Origin of the sequence: Faecalibacterium sp. An58 (genome assembly GCF_002161515.1) — a bacterium.
In the GTDB taxonomy this organism is placed as follows: domain Bacteria; phylum Bacillota; class Clostridia; order Oscillospirales; family Ruminococcaceae; genus Faecalibacterium; species Faecalibacterium avium.
In genome coordinates this window covers 231,632-256,283 of record NZ_NFHX01000001.1, presented here as the reverse complement: position 1 = coordinate 256,283, position 24,652 = coordinate 231,632, and the positions used below count along the sequence as shown (strand labels likewise).

The window sequence follows — 24,652 nt, the reverse complement described above, 5'->3', positions numbered from 1 at the left end:
CGCCCCGCCGGCGCATACACTGGAGGGAGCCCTCGGGCATTTCTGACAGGACTCCGCGCCGCTTTTGGGCCGGGGAAGTCCCGTCCGCTATGCCCTCCACCATCCAGACCAGAAAAGGAGCATCAGCCTATGGCAGCAGGAATCTTACGCATCCAGAGCTTTGAGGCCCGGCAGTCCGCCCCGGCAGCGGGGGTAACGGTGACCATCACCGGCCAGGGCTTTTCCGCCAGCCGCCTCACCGATGACACCGGCAATACCCAGGACCTGGAGATCGACGCCCCCGACCAGGCCCTTTCACTGGAGGAGGACAACACCACCATCCAACCCTACGCCGTCTGTGACCTGGTGGCCGAGAAGCCCGGCTTTGAGACCATCCATATCGAAGGGGTGCAGATCTTTGCAGGGCAGGTCACCCTGGCCCCGCTGGAGATGACCCCCGCCAATGCCCGGGTGACCCCGCCCAGTCAGTCAGTAGTCATCCCGCCCCACTCTCTTTTTGCCCCCGGCGGCGGCAGCGGCCCCGCCCCCGACCAGGACACACCCCAGGGCAGGGTCCTGAGCCAGGTGGTCATCCCCACTTTTATCACCGTCCACCTGGGCAAGCCCTCCGAATCAGCCCGCAACGTCACCGTCTCCTTCCGGGACTATATCGCCAACGTGGCTTCCAGTGAGGTGTATCCGACCTGGCCCGAGCAGGCCCTGCGGGCCAACATCTACTGCCAGATCTCTCTGGCGCTCAACCGCATCTACACCGAATGGTATCCCAGCCGGGGTTATCCCTTCAACATCACCAATTCCACCAGCTACGATCAGTATTACGTCCACGGCCGCACCGTGTTTGACGTGATGGTCAAGCTCACCGACGAGATCTTCAGCACTTATATCCGCAAGACAGGCACCGTCAACCCCTACTATGCCGAGTACTGCGACGGCAAGACCGTCTCCTGCCCGGGACTCAAGCAGTGGGGCACCGTCACCCTGGCCCAGCAGGGCCGCAGCGCCCTGTCCATCCTCAAATATTACTATGGCGACGACATCGAGCTTGTCAGCACCTCCAACATCGCCTCCATCCCCGAAAGTTATCCCGGCGCCCCGGTCCGTCAGGGGGATCAGGGGGCCAGCGTCTTTACCCTTCAGCGGCAGCTCAACCGCATCACCCAGGACTACCCCTTCTTCGGCAAGCTGACCCCCGACGGTGTGTTTGGGTCGGAAATGGCCGCTACCGTCAAGCGGTTCCAAAAGCAGTTCAGCCTGACGGCCGACGGGGTGGTGGGCCGCAGCACCTGGTACCGGATCAGCTACATCTACGTCTCGGTCAAGGACCTGGCCGAGCTGACCAGCGAGGGCGAGACTTCCGCCGGGGACCTGTCCGACGGCACCTGGGCAGGGGTCACCCTGCGCACCGGCAGCCGGGGCGGCGCCGTGGAACAGCTGCAATTCTGGCTGTCCACCATCGCCCAGTATATCGCCTCCATCCCTTCGGTGACAGTGGACGGCAGCTATGGCAGCGGCACCGCTGCCGCCGTAAGGGCGTTCCAGCGGCGTTTCGGCCTGACGGCAGACGGCATCTGCGGCGAAGCCACCTGGAACGCGGTCTACAACCAGTTCCGCAGCATCCAGGTGGACAACGGCATCCCCAACGCCTACCCCGGTACTCCTCTGCGCCAGGGCGACAAGGGACAGAACGTCCGTCTGGTGCAGTTCTGGCTCAAGATGGCCCGGACCGTCTATACCGCCCTGAACAACCCCGCCGTGGATGGTTCCTTTGGGGACGGCACCCGCCGGGCGGTCAGCGCCTTCCAGCGGTATTTTGCCCTGACCGACGACGGAGTGGTAGGCCGCAGCACCTGGAACAAGCTGCGCGAGGTGTACACCGCCATTGCCAACGACCTGCTCAGTGAGAACCAGCGCCCCGGCGAGTTCCCCGGCACCCTCCGCAGAGGGAACAGCGGCCGGGCCGTGCGGGAGCTGCAATATTACCTCTATCTGATGCACACCTATATCAATGAGCTGCCGGCGGTGTCCATCGACGGGCAGTTCGGCGCCGCCACCGAGCGGGCCGTGACCGCCTACCAGCGCCATGCCGGGCTGGAGCCCGACGGCGTCTGCGGCCGCGCCACCTGGGACAGTCTGTACGCCCAGGCCAACATCCTGCGGCTGTCGGGACCGGTGATCACCATCAACCGGATGGATTACCCCGGCACGCCCCTGACGGTGGGCAGCAGCGGGGACGCGGTCTACTATTACACCGTACTGCTGACCCGCATCGCCTACTATTACCCCTCTGTGTCCAGCCCCGGGTTGGTCTCCGATTACACCGAGGCGGTGGCCAACGGCACGCGCAGCCTGCAGCACCTGCTGGCCCTGCCGGAGACCGGCCAGGTGGACGCCGACACCTGGGTGGCCGCCGAGGCGGTGGGCCTGGGCCTGCTGTCGGGGGCCATCCAGCCGGGGGCCGACTTGCTGCCCCAGCTGCAGGAGGAATGAGCCATGGCCCGCCTGCTGATCTATGACAACTACGCCGACCGGGTCTACTCGTACAGCGACGTCCACGAAAACGATTCCATGCCTTACAGTACCGAGCAGACCCTTCTGGTGCGGGAGTTCCGGGGGGTGTCGGGCAGCGACGTCCTCTGGACCACCACCGCCGCCATGGAGGCCTGGAATCTGACCCGCCGGCGCTATGGCCGGGGCATCCATGTGGGCTATGCTTTCCGCCGGATCTGGGAGGGCGGCCATGGCACCCGCAGCCAGCACTATGCGGGTGTATCCTTCGACGTGGGACAGAACACCACCAGCGCCCACCGCACTGAGCTGTTCAACGCGGCCCTGCGCACCGGCGCCTGGGGCTATGTGGAGCCTCTCGCCCTCACCCCTACCTGGGTCCACTTTGACCGGCGCTACGGCACGCCCGCCTGCAGCGGCACCACCTCGGGCTATCCCACTCTGCGGCGGGGCAGCCGGGGCTGCTATGTGATGATCCTGCAGGACGCCCTGTCCACCCTGGGCTATCCCACCGGCAGCCGCATCGACGGGATCTTCGGCACCCTGACCGAGACCGCCCTGATGGGCTACCAGAGCCGCAACTGGCTGACGGTGGACGGGGTATGCGGCTGCAACAGCTGGGCCAAGATCTCCTCCGCCGTGCTGGGGGTAGGCCGGACGGCCACCACCATCGACTGAACCGAACAAAGCCGGCGGCGCGTCCAGAAACCGGATGCGCCGCCGGCCTTTTCAGGTTTTGGGTGCCGCAGCACGCCTCCCCTGCTGCGCCGCTGCCTCCCCCGCAGTTGCATTGACCCCCAAAACGTGCTAAAATAAACGTGCCAAAATGGAGCAAGATCAAGACGGGGCCGGCCCGGGCCGGCCCGCCAGCCAAAAGAGAGGGAATGTAAGGATGGAATTTTCCAAGCGGATGCAGCTGTTCGGAGACGAGATCTTCGCAGCGCTGAACGAAAAAAAGGTGGCCCTGGAAGCGGCGGGCCGCACAATCTACAATCTGAGCGTGGGCACCCCCGACTTTGCCCCCGCTCCCCACATCATGGAGGCGCTGGTCAGCGCCGCCCAGGACCCCGAAAACTGGAAGTACAGCCTCCGGGACCTGCCCGAGATGCTGGACGCGGTGTGCAGCTATTACAAGCGGCGGTTCGGGGTGGAGATCTCTCCCTGCCAGGTGGCCAGCTGCAACGGCAGCCAGGAGGGCTGCGGCCACATCGGGATGGTGCTGTGCGACGAGGGGGACACCGTCCTGCTGCCCAACCCCTGCTACCCTGTTTTCATTGCCGGGGCCAAGCTGGCCGGCGCCGAGCCCTACTTCTATCCCCTGGTCAAAGAGCACGGTTTCCTGCCTTATGTGGCCGGCATCCCCGAGGATGTAGCCCGCCGGGCCAAATATATGATCGTCTCCCTGCCCGCCAATCCTGTGGGCAGCGTGGGCACCCCCGAGCTGTATGCCGAGATCGTGGCCTTTGCCAAAAAGTATGATATCCTCATCATCCACGACAACGCTTACAGCGACATCATCTTTGACGGCGCGGTGGGCCACAGCTTCTTCAACACCCCCGGCGCCATGGACGTGGGCGTGGAGTTCTTCAGCCTGTCCAAGAGCTTCGATGTCACCGGCGCCCGCGTCAGCTTCCTGGTGGGCCGGCCGGATGTGGTGGCGGCCTTCCGGCGACTGCGGGGCCAGATCGATTTCGGTATGTTCCTGCCCGTGCAGAAGGCGGCCATCGCTGCCCTCACCGGACCCCTGGATCAGGTGAAGGAGCAGTGCGCCGTCTACCAGCAGCGCCGGGACGCTCTGTGCGGCGGCCTGCGCTCCATCGGCTGGGACGTGCCCGACAGCCACGGCAGCATGTTCGTCTGGGCGCCCATCCCGCCCAAGTATACCAGCAGCATGGATTTCTGCATGGAGCTGGTGGAAAAGAGCGGCGTGCTGTGCACGCCCGGCTCCAGCTTCGGCCCGGCCGGCGAGGGTTACGTCCGCTTCGCCCTGACCATGCCCGCCGCGCAGATCGACCGGGCGGTGCAGGCCATCCGGGACAGCGGCATCCTGGCATAACAGATTTTTCCCGCTCCTCAAAAAAGGAGCGGGTATTTTTTTGCCGGGGTCTGAAACACTCCGCCCTTCCCATTCGTCTAACAGGCAGAAGCGGCTGCGAGGCAAAAGCGCAGGCCGGGCCGCTGGCAGGAGGTGAAACGCCGTGTGGGAGACGCTCTACGATGCCTTTTGGGACAAGCTGGTGCGCTATTGCTGCCGCCTGACCCGGGATGAGTCGCTGGCCGAAGATCTGGCCCAGGAGGCTTTTCTGCGGGCCATGAGCCGCCGCAGCGAGCTGGCCGGCCTGACCGCCCACCAGCAAAAATCCTGGCTGTTTGAGACGGCCCACAACCTATTCTGCGACCAGATGCGGCGCAAAGCCAAAGAGCAGCAGCTGCTGGAACGGTACGCCCCCGCCGGTGCCGAGCCGGAGGACAGCGCCGCTGCAGCGGCGCTGCAGGATGTGGAGCTGGCCTCTGTGCTGAACAAACTGCCCCTGCAAGACGCCACCCTGTTTTTTCTGCGGTACGACGAGGGCTATACGGCAGCCGAGCTGGCTCGGATGACCGGCCAGCCCGCCGCCACCATACGCACCCGGCTGTACCGCGCCCGAAAAGCACTGCAACAAGCCCTGAAGGAGGACTGACTTATGGCAAAGAAACTGACCATCGATACCATGTTCTGTGACCTGCGCAAGGTGCAGGAGGAGACCCTGGCCCAATACGAAAGCATCGAGGTGGACGCCATGATGGTGGTCGTCACCCCCCGCGTGCGGGAACTGCTGGCCCGCTACCCCATCCAGATCAACTGCATGAACACCATCGACCTGGACGACGAGACCACTCTGAACACCATCAACGGTAAGACCCTGTTCACCGGCCGCAACACCCCCAACGGCCGCCAGTTCCTGATCGTCAACGGGATGATGACCATTACCCCCGACGCCGGAGACGCCCTGCGCCAGTATATGGGCCTGCTGATCAACGGCATGGTCTACTGCCCCGATTCCCTTGCCACCGTGCTGGCCAGCAAGGCCATGATGAACGGCAAGGTAGAGACCTACCCCGACGGGGCGGTGGTGCTGAAAAACAATGCCGTCATTGACCGGGCCTTTGCCCTGCGGGCCGAGGAAGGCCGCCTTTACTGGGCCGACAAGCGGCTGATCGCGGTGGACAGCGACCTGGACGGCGCGGCCCTGGCCGCCAAGGGGGTACGCTTCTCCACCCAGGAGGCCTATCTGTCCGAGAGCCTGGCCGAGGATCTGGCCCCTCTGTTTGATGCAGACACCCGGCTGGTGATCCTGCCCGACGGCACCGCGGTGGAACAGGACGATCTGACCCTCAGCGGCGTCTCCCTGCGGCGCTTTGGGGACAGCCTGCTGGTGCTGGGGGACCTGCGCCTGACCGAGGACTGCGCCGAGCCGCTGAGCAACCTGGAATATCTGCAGGTCGAAGGGGATGTCTACCTGCCCGAAAGCCTGGCCGACGCCCTGGATGCCATCCCCGACACCATTCTGGACGGCGAGGTGCACTATCTGCCCGGCAAGCCCCTCTATGACAAGATGGAGCTGACGGTGGACAAGGCCCTGCTGGACGCCTTCCCCGATGGGCTGACCCTGGTGGACTGCAAAAATGTCACCCTGGACGACAGTCTGACCCCCGCCGACGTGCTGGACCATCTGGCCTTCTACAACTGCAAGAGCATCTGCTGCCCCGACGGGCTGCAGAGCGCCGTCCGCGCGGTGGCCGTCGGCCCTGTGAGCATCGGCAGAGACGAGCAGGCGGACGCCGCCCCCGCGGACCCCGATACCCAGCACATCGAAGCCATGAGCTACACCCTGTAAACACAAAACGGCCCTGCCCCCTCCGGGGCAAAGCCGTCTTGTGAGAACCTCCCTGTATCGGTCCTGTCCATCCGCATATGCCGGCTGGACAGGGCTTTTTTATGGATTGACGATGTTTTGACCGTGTCCCTGCAAAAAGGTGGCAAGGTTTTGGGCGGTGATCTCCATCAGGCGCTGCAGCGCGCCGCCGGTGGCCCAGGCCACATGGGGGGTGAACAGGGTGTGGGGCGCCGTGCGCAGCGGGCTGTCCATGGGCAGCGGCTCGACGGCAAAGGCATCGGCCGCATACCAGCCCAGCTGCCCGCTGGTCAGAGCGGCGGCTACGGCCGCCTCATCCACCAGGGCCCCCCGGGCGGTGTTCAGCAGGATGGCGCCCGGCTTCATCCTGGCCAGGGCGGCGGCATCCATCATTCCCCGGGTAGCGGGGGTGGCGGGACAGTGGAGGCTGACCACATCGCTGGCCGCCAGCAGGTCGGGCAGCTCCACAAATTCCACCCCGCCGGCGGCATCGGCCGGACGGCGTGTGCGGGTGCAGGCCAGCACCTTCATCCCCATGGCCCGGGCGATCCGCGCCGCCTGACGGCCTATATTGCCATAACCCACCACCCCAAAGGTCTTGCCGTACAGCTCCACCTGGGGCAGGATCCCATAGCCCGGGGGCACCTGCAGCTGCCAGTAGCCGTCCCGCACCGCCCTGTCCTGCCGCTCGGGGCACTGGCACACGGCCAGCAGCAGGCTGAACGCCATCTGCGCCACGCTGTACGTCGAGTAGGCGGGCACGTTGGCCACCTTGACCCCGTGGCGGCGGCAGGCCTCCAGGTCCAGATTGTCGGTGCCGGTGGCGATGATGCCCACCCACCGCAGGCCGGGACACCGGGCCAGCACCCCCTCGTCGATGCGGCATTTGTTCACCACCGCCAGCTGGGCGTCCCCGATGCGGGGCGCGATCTCCTCATAGGCGGTGCGGACGTACTCGTCGGTGTCGTCCACCAGCGCCCGCAGCCCCGACCAGTCCAGGTCCCCAGGGTGCATCACATAACTTTCCAGGATCACCAGTTTCATGGTTCGTTTTCCTCTCTTTCACTTCCGTGTCCGGCCCTGCTTCAGACCAGGCTCAAGGCCAGAGCTGTGCCCTGCGCGGTGGTCTCGCTGTCCACCGCCGACCAGCCCCGCCCCAGCAGGGCGGCCAGCCGGGGCCTGTCAGACAAAGGCACCCATACCGGGTCGGCCCGGCAGGCCCTGGGCACCTGTACAAACAGCCAGCAGGGAGCCAGGCCGTTCAGCGGGCGGATGGCGCGCAGGGCCAGCCCCGCCTCTAAGTAAATGGGCAGCAGTTCCTCGGCGTCGGCATCGGCCTCCAGCACCGCCCACACCTGGCCTCCATGGCGGCCCACAGCCCGCAGCGCCGCCTGCAGCAGCTCGGGCAGCAGGGCCCTGTCCCCCACCGGCGGCCCCAGTACAGACCCCCGGCCCAGACCCTGCCTGCCCAGCATCTGCCGCAGGGCCGCCGCAGCCTCCACGTCCGCTGCCAGGGGCAGCTCGATCATGGCGGCCAGAGGCTCCGCCCGGGGTCCGCAGATCCCGAAGGCCTGCCCCACCGTCAGCATCCGCATCACTTCGCTGCGGGGGCGGTACAGGCTGGAGGCTTCCCGCCGGGCCAGCAGGCAGAACTCCTCTGCCGACAGGCGGCGCGCCTGCACCGCCGGTTCCAATGTTTGCATTCCACTCGATCCCCTTCCTACAAGCGCATACGCCTGTGGGCCTATTCTAACAGGGAGCGGGTGCAAAATGTGTCACTGGGCGTCGAGGTCTATTTTTTCGCTCAGCACCTGGCCGATGGGCTTTGCGATGCACAGATCGGCGGCTTTGTCGGCGGCGGTGGGCTGCATATTGATCACCACCAGATGCCTGCCTCGGAAATAATGGATCAGCCCTGCCGCCGGGTAGACCACCAGGCTGGTACCCCCGATGATCAGGGTGTCGGCCTTGCGGATGGCCGCGATGGCCCCCGCCATGGTGGCCTCGTCCAGGCATTCCTCATACAGCACCACATCGGGCTTGACGATGCCCCCGCAGACGGTGCAGCGGGGCACGCCGGTGCTGTTTGCCACAAAGTCCACATCGTAGAATTTGCCGCAGTCCACACAGTAGTTGCGCAGGGTGCTGCCGTGCAGCTCGTACACCGTTTTGGAGCCCGCCGCCTGGTGCAGCCCGTCGATGTTCTGGGTGACCACCGCCTTCAGTTTGCCCTGCTGTTCCAGCCGCGCCAGACGCAGATGGGCCGCGTTGGGCTTTGCACCCCGGACGATCATCTTGTCCCGGTAAAAGCGGTAGAATTCATGGGGGTTCTGCTCCCAGAAGGTATGGCTGAGGATGGTCTCGGGCGGGTAATCGTATTTCTGGTGGTACAGCCCGTCCACGCTGCGGAAATCGGGGATGCCCGACTCGGTGCTGACCCCCGCGCCCCCAAAAAAGACGATGCTGCTGCTCGCCGCGATGATGTCTTCCAATGCTTTGACCATAAAAACCGCCCCTTTCCAAACGATGCAGAATGTGCTATGGTAAAAGTATAGCATATTTTGTGCAGAAAGGAAGCGGTCAATTTGAATACTCTCTGTTGGCACAGCCCTCTGGGCCCCATCCTCCTGGAGGAGGAAGGGGGCGCAGTGACCGGCCTACGCTTTTGCGGGCAGGAAGTCCCGGCCCAGGGCCCTGTCAGCCCGGTGCTGGCCCAGGCGGCGGCCCAGCTGGCGGAATACTTTGCCGGGCAGCGGCAGAGCTTCACCGTGCCCCTGGCCCCCCGGGGTACCCCCTTCCAGCAGGAGGTGTGGCGCGCCCTCTGCGCCATCCCCTACGGCCAGACCCGCAGCTACGGCCAGCTTGCCGCGGCCCTGGGCAGGCCCTCGGCGGCCCGGGCGGTGGGCGGCGCCTGCCGCCGCAATCCCATCTGGCTGATGATCCCCTGCCACCGGGTGGTGGGCGCCTCGGGCAGCCTCACCGGCTACGCCGGCGGCCTGGAGCGCAAAAAAGCCCTGCTGGCGCTGGAGCAGGGCCAGGCTGTGCAGCCCCATTCTACCCTATGACGCAGCGTCAGAGTCAAGAGGCAATTTTCGATCTGTCAAAAAAGTCCCGCTCTGGCGGCACAGACGCACAGGCGGGACAGATCGATCGGTGCACGCGCGCAGTACGGCACGCGCATCACCGCCCATTTTCCGCAAAGAGGCCCCCCAGGTCGGCCAGGATATCATGGGGCAGCATGCCGTACTGTCCCAGGCGTGCGGCGGTGCGGTCGGCGGCGGCGCCGTGCAGCCAGACTCCGCAGGCGGCTGCCGCAGGGGCGTCCAGACCACAGGCCGCCAGGCCGGCGATCATCCCCGCCAGTACATCCCCGCTGCCGCCCCGCGCCAGGCCCGGGTTGCCGGTGGTGTTCTGCCACAGGCGGCCATCGGGGGCGGCGATGAGGGTGCGGTGCCCTTTCAGCACCACCGTGCACCCCCACTGCGCGGCAAAGCGGCTGGCCACGCCCGGGCGGTCGGCGGCGATCCGCTCGGCCGGAAGCCCGGTCAGCCGGGCCATCTCCCCCGGGTGCGGGGTGACGATCAGCGATCCGGACGCCGGCAGGGGCATCGCTCCGCCCCGGGCCAGCAGATCCGCCGCGGCGTTCAGGCCGTCGGCGTCCAGCACCACCGTGCCCCGCATCTGCGCCGGCAGGCCCTGCACCAGGGCGCGGGTGTCCCCGGTGTACCCCAGTCCGGGCCCCAGCAGCAGCACCGTTGCATGGGCTGCGGCGGCTTGCAGCATCTCCAGGCCGGCGGCCGCGATGCCGCCTTCCTCCCCTTCGGGGCAGGGCAGCAGACAGCATTCGGGCAGGCGGGAAGCCGCCGCCCCGATCACCGGCTCCACCGAGGCCAGGGTGACGATGCCCGCCCCCGACCGCAGCGCCCCTTCCGCCGCCAGGCCGGCGGCCCCGCGGTAACGGCGGCTGCCCGCCACCACCAGCAGGCGGCCATAGCTGCCCTTGTGGCTCTCTGCCGCACGGGGCGGTATATGGGAAAAGACGAATTCCTTGTTCAGCTGTTCCATGGCGCTCCTCACCCTTTTTCCTGCTGGATCATGGCACGGATCTCCCGCTCCACCTCATCCACCTCCAGGCGGAACTGCCTGGCCGAGATGCGGTAAGCTCCGTGGCCCAGAATGATGATCTGTTCCATCCCGTCCGAGGTGGCCACCCGCACCCGGCGGTCCCGGCCGATCTCATGGGTGACCCGTTCGATGAACATATCGGCCGTCTCGGCCTCCCGGGTGTAGACCACATGGATGTTGTGGTACTGCTCCACGCTCCCCTGGCTGCCCGGCACCCGGTAGGCGTCGAACACCAGGATCAGCACACACTGCCGGAAGCCCTGGTAATTGCACAGAATGTCCATCAGCTTCTGCCGGGCGGCGGCCAGGCTGTCTTTGGCAATGGCGGCCAGTTCCTCCCAGGCAAAGATGATGTTGTAGCCGTCCACCAGCAGGTATTCCGGCAGGACGGCCCACTGTCGGCTGTCAAAATCGGGCCGCTCCTTTTTGACGGTGCGGAAGGCGGCCAGCGGGTCACGCTTGATGGGGCCGTAGGTCTGCTCAAAGATCCGCATCAGCTCCGCGTCGTCCTCCAGGCTGGCCCGGAAGGCGGCCCGGCGGGCGGGCTGGTCTTCCGGTTCCGGGCGGGCCGGCCTGGCCTTGCCCCAGCCGCTCTCCACGTGCATATGCTCCCGCACCTTGTCCCAGGGCACCACAAAGCCCGCGCCGTGGGCGCAGAACACCGAGTCGGCGGGATTGTCCAGATCGCGCTGGGGGTCATAGCCCGACGCCTCGATGACCTGGGCGGCGTTGCGGCAGGGCCGGTAGCTGTCGGGGGTCAGGATGATGCGGCCCCGGCCATGGGTATAACCCGCCAGCTGCCGGGGATAGCTCCGCAGCCCGCTGACCGGCGCCGACCCCTCCAAAACAGCGGAGTCTCCCGTCTGCTCCGCCGGGCCGAAGGTCCCCTCCATCTGCTGGATGTCGTTCATGGCGCGGCCCAGGTTCTGGGCGGGCAGTTCCAGCCGGAAGTGATACCAGGGCTCCAGCAGGACGCTCTTTGTCATCATCAGGCCCTGGCGCACCGCACGCAGGGCGGCCTGACGGAAGTCGCCCCCTTCGGTGTGCTTGAGGTGAGCCCGCCCCGCAATGAGGGTGATCCTGACATCGGTGAGAGGCGCCCCGGTCAGGACGCCCCGGTGTTCCTTTTCCTCCAGGTTGGCGATGACCAGCCGCTGCCAGTTGCGGGCCAGCACCTCCTCCCGGCAGTCGGTGTCGTACTGGATGCCGCTGCCGGGGGGCAGGGGTTCCAGCTTGAGGTGGACCTCAGCATAGTGGCGCAGGGGCTCGTAGTGGCCCACCCCCTCCACCGGTTCCGCGATGGTCTCCTTATACAGGATGCCCCCTTCCCCAAAGGACACCTCCAGCCCGAACCGCCGGGCCAGCATACTTTGCAGCACTTCCAGCTGGATCTCCCCCATCAGGCGCAGATGGATCTGACCCAAAGCCTCGTCCCACACCACGTGCAGCTCGGGTACTTCCTCCTGGATGCGGCGCAGCTGCGCCAGAGCGGTATGGACGTCGGCGCCTTCGGGCAGCAGGACCTGGTAGGTCAGCACCGGCTCCAGCATGGGGCTGCCCGCGTCCCGCTCGGCCCCCAGGCCCTCGCCGGGTTTTGCATCCGCCAGGCCGGTCACGGCGCACACCTGCCCCGGCAGCACCTGGCTGGCCAGGGTATACCGTGCCCCCGAATAGAGCCGCAGCTGATCCGCCTTGGCCGACCACGGCTGCCCCTCGGGGCCGCCGGACAGGGTGTCCTTCACCTTGAGCGCCCCGCCGGTCACCCGCAGCCAGGTCAGGCGGGCCCCCTGCTCGTCCTGGCTGACCTTGAACACCCGGGCCCCAAAGTGCTCCCCCGCGGGGGCGGGGCGGGTCCAGCGGTCCAGGCCCTCCAGTAGGGCGTCCACCCCCTCCAGTTTGAGGGCCGAGCCAAACCAGCAGGGGAACACATGGCGCCGGGCAATGGCGGTGACGATGTCCTCCCGGGGCAGAGGCTGTCCCGCCAGGTATCCCTCCATCAGCTGTTCGTCGCAGAGGGCCAGGGCCTCGTCCCGGGCGCTCTCCTCCGCCCCGAAATCCACAAAGCCCTCCCCCAGCCGGCTGCGCAGCTGGTCCAGCAGGGCCTCCCGGCCGGGGCCGGGCAGATCCATCTTATTGATAAAGAGGAAGGTGGGGACATGGCACCGGCGCAGCAGAGCCCACAGCGTCTCGGTGTGGCTCTGCACCCCGTCGGGGCCGCTGATCACCAGCACCGCATAATCCAGCACCTGCACCGTCCGCTCCGCCTCGGCCGAAAAGTCCACATGGCCGGGGGTGTCCAGCCAGGCCACCTGGGTATCGCCGGCGGTGAACAGGGCCTGCTTGGAAAAGATGGTGATGCCCCGGGCCCGCTCCAGGCTGTCGGTGTCCAGAAAGGCATCCCGGTGGTCCACCCGGCCCAGTTTGCGGATGGCGCCCGAGCGGTACAGCATGGCCTCGGACAGGGTGGTCTTGCCCGAGTCCACATGGGCCAGCACCCCCACCACCAGCCGCTTTGCGTTGTCTGCCATGGCCGCCCCCTTACAGCACACCGGCCGCAAGGCCGATGGCCACCATGGGCACGCCCAGGATCAGGTTGGACAGCAGGCTGCAAAAAGCCCGCTCCTGCGGGGACAGCTCCTCAAAGGAGACTACCTTCTCATCGATGAAGTCGGCCATCGAATGGGTGCCGCCGTGGGCCTTGCGCTTGGTGGACAGCTCCTTATTGCGGTCCACAAAGGGCACGCGGATGCCGTCCAGCCGCAGGTAGCTCACCCAGGCCCAGGCCAAAAACAAGGCCCCCACCGCCAGGCAGGGGGCCTCCCAGATGGTAAAGCGCCCGTCCGACAGGAACCGCTGCCACAGCAGGCAGGCACAGGCCGCCCCTGCCAGCCGGCTGACCGTCTTGTAGAGGATGGGACGCAGCATATCCTTTTTATAAATGGAAAACAGATTCTTCATGGTGTTGTCGTTCCTTCGTTGAGCGGCGCGCCGCGGCGCCGCAGTGATGGTTTTTGTGTTTCTATTGTAACACGTTCCGCGCAAAAAAGATAGCCGCAGCCGCCCGGCAGGTATGTCCGGCCCGGTTTGTGCGCAGGATAAAGGCAGTTTCCCCTTGCCGCGGACAGGTTTCACCTTTTTTTCACAGTTTTGTGGGAGTATCGTGCAAATTGTGTGCAGATGCGGTGCGACTTTTCTTGACATCCTTACTTTAAGATGGTAAAATACTAGCTGTGTTAAGGATTCTGCGGCGGGGCACAGATACAGACGATGTGGTCTGTATTTGGGCCTTTTTGTATTAACTGGCCAAACATGAGCCGCCCCGCAGGAATAGGAACAGGCAAAATCTGCAACTCTTGCCGTGACACGAAGAATAACAGGGAGGATACAAAACATGAACGCAAACTATGAACCCCATGCCATCAGCCGGCGCACGTTCCTGAAGGGCGCAGGCGCAGTGGGCGCTGCCGGCCTGCTGGCCGCCTGCGGCGGCTCCAGCAGCTCCTCGGGCAGCACCGCAACATCCGGCGCCGCTTCCGCCCCCGCCGCCAGCAACGGCGGCGCATCTCTGAGCGAGGTGTATACCTGGGAGCTGAGCATGCGTGAAGTGGAGAGCTGGAATATGCTGTACACCCAGCGCGCCACCGACTTCAACGTGCTGACCAACTGCGTGGACGGCCTGCTGAGCGCCAACAACTACGGCCAGCCTGTGGCCGCCATCGCCGAGAGCTGGGAGCACAACGAGGACGCTTCGGTCTGGACCTTCCACCTGCGTCAGGATGTGGATTGGTGCGACGTCAACGGCACCGTCATGGGCCATATCACCTCCAAGGACTTCCTGGTGGGCGCCGAGTGGGTGCTCAACCAGTTCAAGAATGAGGCCAGCAACACCTCCATGCCCACCCAGCTGGTGGCCAATGCCCAGGAGTACTACGACCACACCGTCGAGCTGGGCGCCGCCGCCGCCGACCTGACCTACCAGGATATGGTGGACTTCGGCGTGGGCATCGAGGCTCCCGACGATTACACGCTGGTGTTCACCTGCAAGAACCCCTGCACCTACTTCGACACGGTGGCCGGCTATGCCTGCTTCATGCCCGCCTCGGAAGAGCTGATCAGCAGCCTGGGCATCGAGGGCTTCCGCGCTGCCACCAACGCCGAGATGTGGTACTGCGGCCCCTATCTGGTGGAGGAGTATATCCAGGGCAACTCCAAGAGCTTCATCCCCAACCCCAACTGGTACGGCTCCGATGACCACGCCCGCTTCGAGCGCGTCGTTGTCACCATGCTGGGCGATTTGTCGGTGGGCTACCAGCTGTATCAGAACCGTGAGCTGGACGAGATCGACCTGACCGAGTCCAACGTCACCATGATCCAGAACGACCCCTCCAGCGAGTACAACAGCCAGCTGTGTGAGAAGCGCCCCAAGAAGTACAGCTACCAGATGCACTTCAACTACCAGCGCCGGAACGAGGACGGCACCCCTGATGACAACTGGAACAAGGCCATCGCCAACACCGCCTTCCGTCAGTGCTTCACCAAGGGCCTGGATCTGACCCGCTACTTCAGCCGCACCAACCCCATCAACCCCCTGAAGTGCGAGAACGACACCTACACCATGCCCGGCGTCTGCTACAACAGCGACAACGTGGAGTACTCCAAGCTGGTCTGCGACAAGATGGGCTACGGCGCCTACGACGGCGAGACCATGATCCGCCTGCGCGACAACGGCGGCGACATCACCGACCTGAAGCAGCAGGCCATGGACGAGCTGAGCGCCATCGGCGTCACCTTCCCTGTCCACGCCCACTACCACATCCAGTCCGGCAACACCACCTCCCAGGATAGCGCCGCCGTGCTGCGCCAGTGCTTCACCGACAGCTTCGGCGACGACTTCATCGTGCTGGACATCGGCGAGTATGTCTCCTCCGTGCAGCAGGAGATCGTCAACGCCCACCTGCATGGCTTTGTCATCAACGGCTGGGGCGCTGACTTCGGCGATCCCATCAACTTCCTGGGCCAGGAGACCCTGACCGACGCCAACGCTTACTACAGCCACAACTACAGCTATATCGCCAACGTCTACGAGGAAGGCCCCGCCGACTGGCAGGCCGACCTGATCTCCACCTACCAGACCTTCGAGCAGATGGTCCATGACGCCGACGCCATCGTGGATGACGTCAACGCCCGTTATGACGCCTTTGCCGAGGCCGAGGCCTATATGCTGGAGAACGTGCTCACCTGCCCCTGCAACCTGGAGGTGGCTCTGACCCTGACCCACGTGAACGAATACTCCAAGATCAACGCCATGTACGGCATCTGCAACTACAAGTACGTTGACTGGGAGACTTCCGAGGACGCCTATACCACGGAACAGTACGAGGCCTTTGCTGCGGCTTATGAAGCAGCTACCCAGGCCTGATGCTGAAATACAGCCTCAAGCGGCTGCTGCAGTCGCTTATCACCATCCTGATCGCTGTCACCCTCGTCTTCCTGATGATGCGGATGCTGCCCACGGACTATTACTTCACGGAAGACCAGCTGATGAAGTTCACCCCGGAGCAGAAACAGGCCGCATTGGAAGCCGCAGGTTTGCTTGACCCCATCGGCGAACAGCTGATCCGCTTTTATGGGCAATTGCTCCACCTGGACTTCGGTACCTCGCGGAGAATTCAAAGCGGCATCGCTGTCACCCGGGTCATTGGCAGCCGGTTGGGTGTCACACTGCGCCTGGGCGCCATCTCCATCGCCATCTCTTGGGTGGTGGGTGTTCTGGTGGGCATCGCACAGGCCGCCTTCAAGGGCAAGTTTGTGGACTGGCTGGGCACGGCCTACACCGTCGTCGTCAACGCGGTGCCCGCCCTGGTCACCTACTCGCTGGTGCTGGTCATCGGTTCCACGGTGTTCGGCATGCCCACCCTGTATTCCACCCGCAACCCCGGCCCCTCCAGCGTGCTGCCCATCATATGCCTGTCATTGGCGTCGGTGGCCAGCTACGCGCTGTGGATGCGCCGGTATATGGTGGATGAGCTGACGCGGGATTATATCAAGCTGGCCCGGGTCAAGGGCCTGAGCTACGGCCAGATCATGCTGCACCACGTGCTGCGCAACGCGCTGGTCCCCATGGTGCAGTTCCTGCCCCAGTCCCTGCTGCTGACCATCCAGGGCTCCCTGCTGATGGAGCGGTTCTTCTCGGTACCCGGCATGGGTCCCCTGCTGACCGACGCCGTGCAGCGGTATGACACCTCGGTGGTACAGACCCTGGTCATGTTCTACGCTGCGCTGAGCATCGTAGGCATCTTCCTGGGCGATGTGCTGATGATGCTGGTCGATCCCCGCATCACCATTGCTGGGAAAGGGGGCGAGCGCTGATGGCAAAAGCTTCGGATTTTGCAGGCAAGAAGGACGACGAGCTGTTTTACGTCGTAGAGTATTCGCCTGAGGAGGCCGAGCGCATCGGCTACTCCAACTATTCCTACTGGGGCTCGGTGTTCAAGACCTTCATGAAAAACAAGGTCGCCGTGCTGTTCCTGTTCCTGTTCATCGCGCTGGTCATCTTCTCCTTCGTCGCCCTTGCCGTGGGCAAGTACGATTACAAGGAGCTGATCCCCTACTCCTCCACCTCGTTCCAGAGCCCCAATTCGGAGTTCTGGTTCGGCACCGACAACCTGGGCCAGGACTACTGGTGCCAGGTGTGGTACGCCACCCAGGTGTCCATCCGCCTGGCGCTGGTGGTCGCCGTGGGCGAGAGCATCGTGGGCGTCATCTTCGGCCTGATCTGGGGCTATGTGCGCAAGCTGGACCGGTTGTTCACCGAGATCTACAACCTGTTCGACAGCGTGCCCTATATCATCTATATGACCCTGATCGCCCTGATGGTGGGCCAGAGCTTTACCATCATGGCCACCGCCATGATCTTTCTGGGCTGGTTCCAGATGGCGCGCCGTGTGCGCAACATGGTCATCATGTACCGTGACCGGGAGTACAACCTGGCTTCCCGGTGCCTGGGCACCCCCCTGTGGCGCGTGCTGACCAAGAACATCCTGCCCTACCTGGTATCGGTCATCATCCTGCAGATGGCGCTGCGTATCCCCGCCACCATCAACCTGGAGTCCACTCTGTCCTACCTGGGCCTGGGCCTGGGCATCGACACGCCGTCTCTGGGCCTGATCCTGAGCAAGGTGCGCACCTTCTTCCTGGATTACCCCTACCTGCTGGTCTTCCCCGCGTCCATCGTGTCCATCATTTCCATCTCGTTCTATATCATGGGCAACGCCTTCTCGGACGCTTCCGACCCCCGCAATCACGTTTAAAGGAGAGATAACATGGAGAAAAAAGCAATTATCTCTGCCCGCGACGTGGAGATACAGTTCAGCCTGCGGGGCCGCACCCTCAAAGCCATCCGCAAGTGCTCCCTCGATCTGTACGAGGGGGAGACGCTGGCCATTGTGGGCGAGTCGGGTTCCGGCAAGAGCGTGTTCACCAAGACCTTTGTGGGCATGCTGGATGTCAACGGCAAGATCACCGGCGGCAGCATCCTGTACGAGGGCCGCGACATGACCAAGTTCACCGAAAAGGACTGGCTGGGCGTGCGCGGCAAAAAGATCTCGATGGTGATGCAGGACCCCATGACCAGCCTGAACCCCCTGAAGAAGATCGGCAAACAGATCCAGGAGAGCATCGAGAAGCACCAGGGCCTGCGCGGCGAAGCCGCCAAGAAGGCCGCCATCGAGATGCTGGGCAAGGTCGGCATCCCTGACCCCGAGCGCCGCTATGAGCAGTACCCCCACGAGTTCTCGGGCGGTATGCGCCAGCGCGTGGTCATTGCCATTGCCGCCGCCTGCAAGCCCCAGATCCTGATCTGCGACGAGCCCACCACCGCCCTGGACGTCACCATCCAGGCCCAGATCCTGCAGCTGATCCGTGACCTGCAGAAAGAGCTGGGCATGTCGGTCATCTACATCACCCACGACCTGGGTGTTGTGGCCAACGTGGCTGACCGTGTGGCCGTCATGTATGCCGGTCAGATCGTGGAGTACGGCACCGTGGAGGAGATCTTCTACGATGCATGGCATCCCTACACCTGGGCCCTGCTGCAGGCGCTGCCCCAGCTGGGTGTGAAGGGTGAGCAGCTGCCCACCATCGACGGCACGCCGCCCAACCTCTTCAACGAGATCCACGGCGATGCCTTTGCACCCCGCAACAAGATGGCCCTGGCCATCGACTTTGTGAAGGAGCCGCCTTTCTTTGAGGTGTCCCCCACCCACGCCGCCAAGACCTGGTATCTGGACCCCCGGGCGCCCAAGATCGAGCGTCCCCACTCGATCCAGAACCTGCGCAAGAAGATGATGGAGGATCATGCCAATGGCTGAAAAAGAAAAGCTCATTGAAATCAAGGACCTCCAGATCTCCTTCGGGTCCGGGCATAAGAAGTTCGTGGCCGTGGACCATGTCAACTTTGACATCTACAAAGGGGAGACTTTCTCCCTGGTGGGCGAGTCGGGTTCCGGCAAGACCACCATTGGCCGCGCCATCACCCGTATCAATCCCACATCCGGGGGCGATATCCTGTTCAAGGGCCGCAAGATCAACGGCAAGATCCCCAAGGAGTTGGACCAGGAGGTCATCCGCAAGTGTCAGATGATCTTTCAGGACCCCATGGCCAGCCTGAACGAGCGCGCCAAGGTCGAGTATATCATCGCCGAGGGCCTGCTGAACTTCCACCTCTACAAGGACCAGAACGACCTGCACGAAAAGGTCATGGCGGCCCTGCACGAGGTGGGTCTGCTGCCCGAGTTCGCTTCCCGCTTCCCCCACGAGTTTTCGGGCGGACAGCGGCAGCGCATCGGCATTGCCCGTGCTCTGATCATGGAGCCTGAGTTCATCGTGGCGGATGAGCCCATCTCGGCGCTGGATGTTTCCATCCGCGCCCAGGTGCTCAACCTGCTGAACCGGCTGAAAGCCTCCCGTGGGCTGACCTACCTGTTCATCGCACACGATCTGTCGGTGGTGCGCTTCATTTCGGACCGCATCGCCGTCATCAGCAAGGGCCGTATCGTGGAGCTGGCCGAGACGGAGGAACTGTTCCGTCACCCGCTGCACCCCTATACCAAAGCCCTGCTGTCCGCAGTGCCCATCCCCGACCCCAGCCTGGAGAAGAAGAAGAAGCTGCTGGTTTACGATCCTTCCATCCACGATTACAGCGTGGACAAGCCCATGTGGCAGGAAATCGCGAACGGCCACTTCGTCTACGGCAACCAGAAGGAGCTGGAGGGCTACCGCAAAGAGTACGAGTCCCAGCGCCCGTAACAAAACCCAAAGAGGCCAGCCGCCCGGTGCGGCTGGCCTTTTTCGGTGCGGCCAAGCGATGCCGCGCGCACCTGTGCACAAAAGCGGCCCCTGTCTCTGCCTGTACAGAGCCGGGGGCCGCTTTGCTGCGTCTGTTTGGAAAGGTATGAGAAATATGTCACCCTCCCCGCCCAGTCGCTGCTGGACGCAGCGCGGCTCTTTGGCCTCTGACCCCAGCGCCCCCGCCCCTATAAAAAGGGCGGGGGCCTTTTTCTATGCCCCCAACGCCACGACAAAACTACAGCAGAACGCGTCTTGTGCAGACAAGTTGCGGCCGCCGCCTCTCCGGCACACCGGGAATCAAGTCAAATTCCCGGGAATTTGCAGAAGTTTCGGCTTCCCTGCTCTCCCGTCATTCCAACCTGCACAAAAGCGGGCCGCAACTTGCATCAAAGCCTACAAACTTTTCATTTCGTTCTTGCTTTTTTTGGGCATCTGTGCCATAATGAGGTTGTCGGGAACGTTTCCGTAAACGATACCGAACGATGCAGGCCCCCCGCCGGGGCCGCACCTGAAAGGAGCTGCCGGCCATGACCATCAAGGATATCGCACGGCTCAGCGGCTGCTCGGTCAGCACCATTTCCCGGGTCATCAACGACCGGCCCGACGTCCGCCCCGAGACAAAAGAACACGTGCTGCAGATCATGCGGGAAGTGGGGTTCGTGCCCAACACCAACGCCCGCCAGCTCAAGATCCAGCAATCCCGCAGCGTGGTGTTTGTGGTCAAGGGCACCCAGAATATGTTCTTTGCGGACTTTCTGGTCCATTTGCAGCAGGTGGTGGGGCTGTACGGATACAGCGGCATCATCTCCTATCTGGACGAGGACGCCAACGAGATGGAGGCCGCCGAGAAGATCCTGCGGGAGATCAAGCCCAAGGGGATCATTTTCCTGGGCGGCAACGTGGACAACTTCCGCCAGAGCTTCGACCAGATCACCATACCGTCGGTACTGGCCACCGTGGTGTCGGAGGAACTGAGCTTCCCCAACCTGTCCATGGTGGGCGTGGATGACCGGGCGGCAGCCTACCAGGCCGTCACCCATCTGATCGCCCAGGGCCACCGCAGGATCTGCGTCATCGGCGGGCCGCCCTCCAGCCACCCCAGCAAGATGCGCCGCCTGGGCGCACAGCAGGCCATGGAGGATAACGGCATCGTCTTTGACCCCCAGCTGTACGGGCTGTCCAGCTACAACTTTGAATCCGCCTACAACACCATGAACAGCCTGCTGGCCCGCCGGGCCCGGTTCACCGCCCTGTTCGCCATGAGCGACGTCATTGCCATCGGAGCCATCCGCGCGCTGGCCAGCGCCGGCTACCGCGTGCCCGAGGATGTGTCGGTGATCGGCTTTGACGGCATCCCCATGTCGCGCTACTGTGTGCCTGCCCTGGCCAGTATGGTGCAGCCCACCGGAGAGCTGGCGCTGCGCTGCGTCGAGCTGCTGATCCACCAGATCGAGCACGGGGCCCCCGCCCAGACGGTGGTGCTGGCCCCCACCATCCAGGAGGGCGAAAGCGTCCGCCCGCCCCGGGGCGGCCCCGCCTGAATCCAGTCTCACTTCCGCCCTGTGGGCGGGACTGAAATACACTTGACACAAAGCACAAGAAGGAGAAGAACTATGAAAAAGATGATTTCTCGCCGCAACTTCCTGAAGGCCGCCGGCGCAGTGTCCGCTGCCGGTGTCCTGGCCGCCTGTGGTTCTTCCAGCAGCAGCACCGCTGCTTCCACCGCCGCCAGTACGGCTGCCGGCTCCAGCTCTGCTGCCGCCCCCGCCGCCAGCGGCAAGGTCTATTTCCTGAACTTCAAGCCCGAGCAGGATCAGGCCTGGCAGGACCTGGCCGCCGTCTACACCGAGCAGACCGGCGTCCCTGTCACCGTGGTGACCGCCGCTTCCAACCAGTACGAGACCACCCTGATGAGCGAGATGGAGAAGAGCGAGGCTCCTACCCTGTTCCAGGTCAACGGCCCCGTGGGTCTGAACAACTGGAAGGATTACTGCTACGACCTGTCCGGCTCTCAACTGTACGGCGAAGTGACCAGTGATTCCTTCGTCCTGAAGGACGGCGACACCATCCCCGCCATTGCTTACGTCATCGAGACCTACGGCATCATCTACAACAAAGAGCTGCTGACCGCCGCAGGCTACACCGAGGCCGACATCACCAATTTTGACAGCCTGAAGGCTGTGGCCGATGACCTCCAGGCCCGCAAGGACGAGCTGGGCATCCAGGGCGCCTTTACCTCCGCCGGCATGGATTCCTCCTCTGACTGGCGTTTCAAGACCCACCTGGCCAACCTGCCCATCTACTACGAGTACCAGACCGACGGCATCAGCTCCACCGACGCCATTAAGGGCACCTATCTGGACAACTACAAGCAGATCTTTGATCTGTACATCACCGATTCCACCTGCGATCCCACCGTCCTGGCCAGCAAGACCGGCAACGACGCCGTGTCCGAGTTCGTCAACAAGCAGGCCGTGTTCTATCAGAACGGCACCTGGGCCTACACCGATATCAAGGACCTGGGCGACGACAACCTCGGCATGATCCCCATTTACATCGGCGTCGAGGGCGAGGAGAACCAGGGCCTGTGCACCGGTTCCGAGAACTACTGGTGCGTCAACAATATGTCCTCGGAGGAGGACATCCAGGCTACCCTGGACTTCGTCTACTGGTGTGTCACCAGCGAGGAGGGCACCAGCGCCATGGCCGACAACATGGGCTTTGTCATCCCCTTCAAGAGCGCCAAGGCTCCCACCAACCCCCTGAACGCCATCTCGGACCAGTACGTAGCCGACGGCAAGACTCCCGTCGACTGGTGCTTCTCCACCATGCCTTCGGAGGAGTGGAAGAATATGCTGGGCAGCGCCCTGACCGCTTATGCGGCCGGCACCGGCACCTGGGACGACGTAGTCTCTGCCTTTGTGGACAACTGGGCCACCGAGTATCAGCTGGCCAACGGCTGAGCCTCCGGCAGCTGCCCGCTGTGACAGCATAGGAAACCGGCAGGGGCGGGCTGCAAATAGGCCCGCCCCTGCTTTTTATGTGTGAAAACCATCCAAGGAGGCGTGATCCATGCAGAAAGCGATCAGCAAATACTGGCCGGTGTTCGTCCTGCCCACCCTGCTGGCCTTTATCATCGGCTTCATCTGGCCCTTTATCTGGGGCATCTACCTCTCGTTCCAGCGCTTCACCACCGTGTCCAAGACCACCTTTGTGGGCTTTGATAACTACATCAAGGTGTTCCAGGACAGCACCTTCACCCATGCGTTCTGGTTCACGGCGGCTTTCACGGTGGTGTCCACCGTCCTCATCAACGTGTTCGCCTTCGCCATCGCCCTGGCCCTGACCCGGGGCATCCGGGGCACCAACCTGTTCCGCACCGTCTACTTCATGCCCAACCTGATCGGCGGCATCCTGCTGGGCTACATCTGGCAGATCCTGCTCAACGGCGTGCTGGCCAACCTCGGCAAGCCCCTGCTGGCCCTGGACGAGCGGTACGGCTTCATTGGCCTGGTGATCCTGATGTGCTGGCAGCAGATCGGCTATATGATGATCATTTATGTGGCCGGCCTCCAAAGCGTGCCGGGCGACCTGATCGAGGCCGCCAAGATCGACGGCGCATCGGGGCATGAGATCCTGTTCAAGATCAAGATCCCCCTGGTGATGCCCAGCATCACCATCTGCACCTTCCTGACCCTGACCAACAGCTTCAAGCTGTTCGACCAGAACGTGGCCCTGACCGGCGGCGAACCGGCCAACCTGAGCGAGATGCTGGCCCTGAACATCTACTCCACCTTCTACGGCCGCAGCGGCGCCCAGTGGAAGGGCATCGGCCAGGCCAAGGCTGTGGTGTTCTTCCTGATCGTGGTGGTCATTTCGCTGGTGCAGCTCCGCTTCACACGCTCGAAGGAGGTGCAGTCCTGATGTCCAAGTCCCGTCGGATCTACAACAATTTCCTCACCGTGGTCATGGCGGTGCTCTGCCTTCTGTGGGTCTACCCCATCGTGCTGATCTTCCTCAACAGCCTGAAGGTGGAGGGCAGCTTCACCACCTCCACCGTCTTTGCGCTGCCCACCGCCGCCAACTTTGCCGGCCTGGAGAACTACATCTACGGCGTAGTCAAGATGAATTTCCTGTCCAGCTTCGCCTACAGCCTGGTGATCACCGTCACCAGCGTGGCCCTGATCCTGCTGTGCTGCTCCATGTGCGGCTGGTATCTGACCCGGGTGCACAACGCCCTCTCCAAGGCCATGAACCTTCTGATCGTCTTTTCGATGGTGGTTCCCTTCCAAATGGTCATGTTCACCCTCTCCAAGACGGCGGACACCCTCAAGCTGAACACCCCCTGGAACATCTGCATCATCTATCTGGGCTTCGGCGCCGGCCTGGCGGTGTTCATGTTCACCGGCTTCATGAAGAGCGTCCCCATTGAGATCGAGGAGTCGGCCATGATCGACGGCTGCAACCCCATCCAGCTGTTCTTCCGCATCGTGTTCCCCATCCTCAAGCCTACCATGATCTCCACCGCCATCCTGGAGACCATGTGGGTGTGGAACGACTACCTCCTGCCCACCCTGGTGCTGGACATCAAAAAGTACCGCACCATCCCCATGGCCATCCAGTATTTCCGCGGCGGCTACGGCCGGGTGGAGCTGGCCCCCATGATGGCCTGCATCATCATCGCCATCGTGCCCATCATTATCCTGTATGTAGTCTGTCAGAAATACATCATCGAAGGCGTCATCGCCGGCGCTGTCAAGGGCTGAAGGAGGGGTTCT

Annotated in this window: 21 protein-coding genes; 15 read left to right on the top strand and 6 right to left on the bottom strand. The window is 63.7% G+C overall.

The annotated features are described in order from the left end of the window. The first annotated feature begins 129 nt into the window (after window positions 1–129). The 5 genes from B5G12_RS01240 (at window position 130) to B5G12_RS01220 (ending at window position 6,383) form a co-directional block, all read left to right on the top strand. Window positions 130–2,487 carry a peptidoglycan-binding domain-containing protein gene (locus B5G12_RS01240; RefSeq protein WP_087323070.1) on the top strand — a complete coding sequence of 786 codons (2,358 nt, stop codon included), beginning with the start codon at window positions 130–132 and terminating at the stop codon, window positions 2,485–2,487. Between the two features lie 3 nt (window positions 2,488–2,490). Then, window positions 2,491–3,183 (top strand): peptidoglycan-binding domain-containing protein, encoded by a 693-nt coding sequence (locus tag B5G12_RS01235; protein ID WP_087228104.1) that lies wholly within the window; start codon window positions 2,491–2,493, stop codon window positions 3,181–3,183. A 214-nt stretch (window positions 3,184–3,397) separates the two neighbouring features. Beyond that, window positions 3,398–4,561 carry a pyridoxal phosphate-dependent aminotransferase gene (locus tag B5G12_RS01230; protein ID WP_087228103.1) on the top strand — a complete coding sequence of 388 codons (1,164 nt, stop codon included), beginning with the start codon at window positions 3,398–3,400 and terminating at the stop codon, window positions 4,559–4,561. Window positions 4,562–4,703: 142 nt separating this feature from the next. Further along, window positions 4,704–5,186 carry an RNA polymerase sigma factor gene (locus tag B5G12_RS01225; RefSeq protein ID WP_087228102.1) on the top strand — a complete coding sequence of 161 codons (483 nt, stop codon included), beginning with the start codon at window positions 4,704–4,706 and terminating at the stop codon, window positions 5,184–5,186. Between the two features lie 3 nt (window positions 5,187–5,189). Then, a complete protein-coding gene (locus B5G12_RS01220) occupies window positions 5,190–6,383 on the top strand; it encodes a hypothetical protein (RefSeq protein WP_087323067.1) in 1,194 nt (397 codons plus the stop codon). 99 nt (window positions 6,384–6,482) lie between these two features. On the opposite strand, the gene B5G12_RS01215 is transcribed toward B5G12_RS01220, so the two are convergent. The 3 genes from B5G12_RS01215 to B5G12_RS01205 form a co-directional block, all read right to left on the bottom strand. Next, a complete protein-coding gene (locus B5G12_RS01215) occupies window positions 6,483–7,445 on the bottom strand; it encodes a D-2-hydroxyacid dehydrogenase (RefSeq protein WP_087323063.1) in 963 nt (320 codons plus the stop codon). A 41-nt stretch (window positions 7,446–7,486) separates the two neighbouring features. Further along, a complete protein-coding gene (locus B5G12_RS01210) occupies window positions 7,487–8,104 on the bottom strand; it encodes a hypothetical protein (protein WP_087228099.1) in 618 nt (205 codons plus the stop codon). Window positions 8,105–8,176: 72 nt separating this feature from the next. Beyond that, window positions 8,177–8,905 (bottom strand): NAD-dependent protein deacylase, encoded by a 729-nt coding sequence (locus B5G12_RS01205; protein WP_087323061.1) that lies wholly within the window; start codon window positions 8,903–8,905, stop codon window positions 8,177–8,179. An 81-nt stretch (window positions 8,906–8,986) separates the two neighbouring features. On the opposite strand from B5G12_RS01205, the gene B5G12_RS01200 reads away from it, so the two are divergent. Further along, window positions 8,987–9,466 (top strand): methylated-DNA--[protein]-cysteine S-methyltransferase, encoded by a 480-nt coding sequence (locus tag B5G12_RS01200; RefSeq protein ID WP_087323058.1) that lies wholly within the window; start codon window positions 8,987–8,989, stop codon window positions 9,464–9,466. Between the two features lie 115 nt (window positions 9,467–9,581). Here B5G12_RS01200 and B5G12_RS01195 read toward each other — a convergent pair whose 3' ends face one another. The 3 genes from B5G12_RS01195 to B5G12_RS01185 are packed head-to-tail and all read right to left on the bottom strand — an operon-like array spanning window position 9,582 to window position 13,484. Next, a complete protein-coding gene (locus B5G12_RS01195; protein ID WP_087323055.1) occupies window positions 9,582–10,466 on the bottom strand; it encodes an NAD(P)H-hydrate dehydratase in 885 nt (294 codons plus the stop codon). An 8-nt stretch (window positions 10,467–10,474) separates the two neighbouring features. Then, window positions 10,475–13,054 (bottom strand): translation factor GTPase family protein, encoded by a 2,580-nt coding sequence (locus B5G12_RS01190; RefSeq protein ID WP_087323053.1) that lies wholly within the window; start codon window positions 13,052–13,054, stop codon window positions 10,475–10,477. 10 nt (window positions 13,055–13,064) lie between these two features. Next, window positions 13,065–13,484 (bottom strand): hypothetical protein, encoded by a 420-nt coding sequence (locus B5G12_RS01185; protein WP_087323050.1) that lies wholly within the window; start codon window positions 13,482–13,484, stop codon window positions 13,065–13,067. 433 nt (window positions 13,485–13,917) lie between these two features. Between B5G12_RS01185 and B5G12_RS01180 the strand changes: the two genes are divergently transcribed. The 9 genes from B5G12_RS01180 to B5G12_RS01140 all read left to right on the top strand — a co-directional run bounded on the left by B5G12_RS01180 (window position 13,918) and on the right by B5G12_RS01140 (window position 24,640). Continuing rightward, entirely contained in the window at window positions 13,918–15,945 is a 2,028-nt protein-coding gene (locus B5G12_RS01180; RefSeq protein ID WP_087323047.1) for a peptide ABC transporter substrate-binding protein, read from the top strand. Further along, window positions 15,945–16,895 (top strand): ABC transporter permease, encoded by a 951-nt coding sequence (locus B5G12_RS01175; protein WP_087323044.1) that lies wholly within the window; start codon window positions 15,945–15,947, stop codon window positions 16,893–16,895. The genes B5G12_RS01180 and B5G12_RS01175 overlap by 1 nt, the downstream gene beginning before the upstream one ends. Next, on the top strand, window positions 16,895–17,836 hold the full coding sequence (locus B5G12_RS01170; RefSeq protein ID WP_087228091.1) for an ABC transporter permease: 942 nt from the start codon (window positions 16,895–16,897) through the stop codon (window positions 17,834–17,836). Before B5G12_RS01175 ends, B5G12_RS01170 begins: the two co-directional genes overlap by 1 nt. A 12-nt stretch (window positions 17,837–17,848) precedes the next feature. After that, entirely contained in the window at window positions 17,849–18,895 is a 1,047-nt protein-coding gene (locus tag B5G12_RS01165) for an ABC transporter ATP-binding protein (protein ID WP_087323041.1), read from the top strand. Next, window positions 18,888–19,832, top strand: a complete 945-nt coding sequence (locus B5G12_RS01160) for an ATP-binding cassette domain-containing protein (RefSeq protein ID WP_087323038.1) — start codon at window positions 18,888–18,890, stop codon at window positions 19,830–19,832. The genes B5G12_RS01165 and B5G12_RS01160 overlap by 8 nt, the downstream gene beginning before the upstream one ends. Before the next feature lie 569 nt (window positions 19,833–20,401). Further along, window positions 20,402–21,415 carry a LacI family DNA-binding transcriptional regulator gene (locus B5G12_RS01155; protein WP_242955886.1) on the top strand — a complete coding sequence of 338 codons (1,014 nt, stop codon included), beginning with the start codon at window positions 20,402–20,404 and terminating at the stop codon, window positions 21,413–21,415. 72 nt (window positions 21,416–21,487) lie between these two features. Continuing rightward, the gene (locus B5G12_RS01150; protein ID WP_087323035.1) at window positions 21,488–22,837 is read left to right on the top strand and encodes an ABC transporter substrate-binding protein; all 1,350 of its coding nucleotides are present in this window, start codon (window positions 21,488–21,490) and stop codon (window positions 22,835–22,837) included. A 109-nt stretch (window positions 22,838–22,946) separates the two neighbouring features. After that, entirely contained in the window at window positions 22,947–23,798 is an 852-nt protein-coding gene (locus B5G12_RS01145; RefSeq protein WP_087228086.1) for a carbohydrate ABC transporter permease, read from the top strand. Beyond that, window positions 23,798–24,640 carry a carbohydrate ABC transporter permease gene (locus B5G12_RS01140; protein WP_087228085.1) on the top strand — a complete coding sequence of 281 codons (843 nt, stop codon included), beginning with the start codon at window positions 23,798–23,800 and terminating at the stop codon, window positions 24,638–24,640. The genes B5G12_RS01145 and B5G12_RS01140 overlap by 1 nt, the downstream gene beginning before the upstream one ends. The last annotated feature ends 12 nt before the right edge of the window (window positions 24,641–24,652 follow it).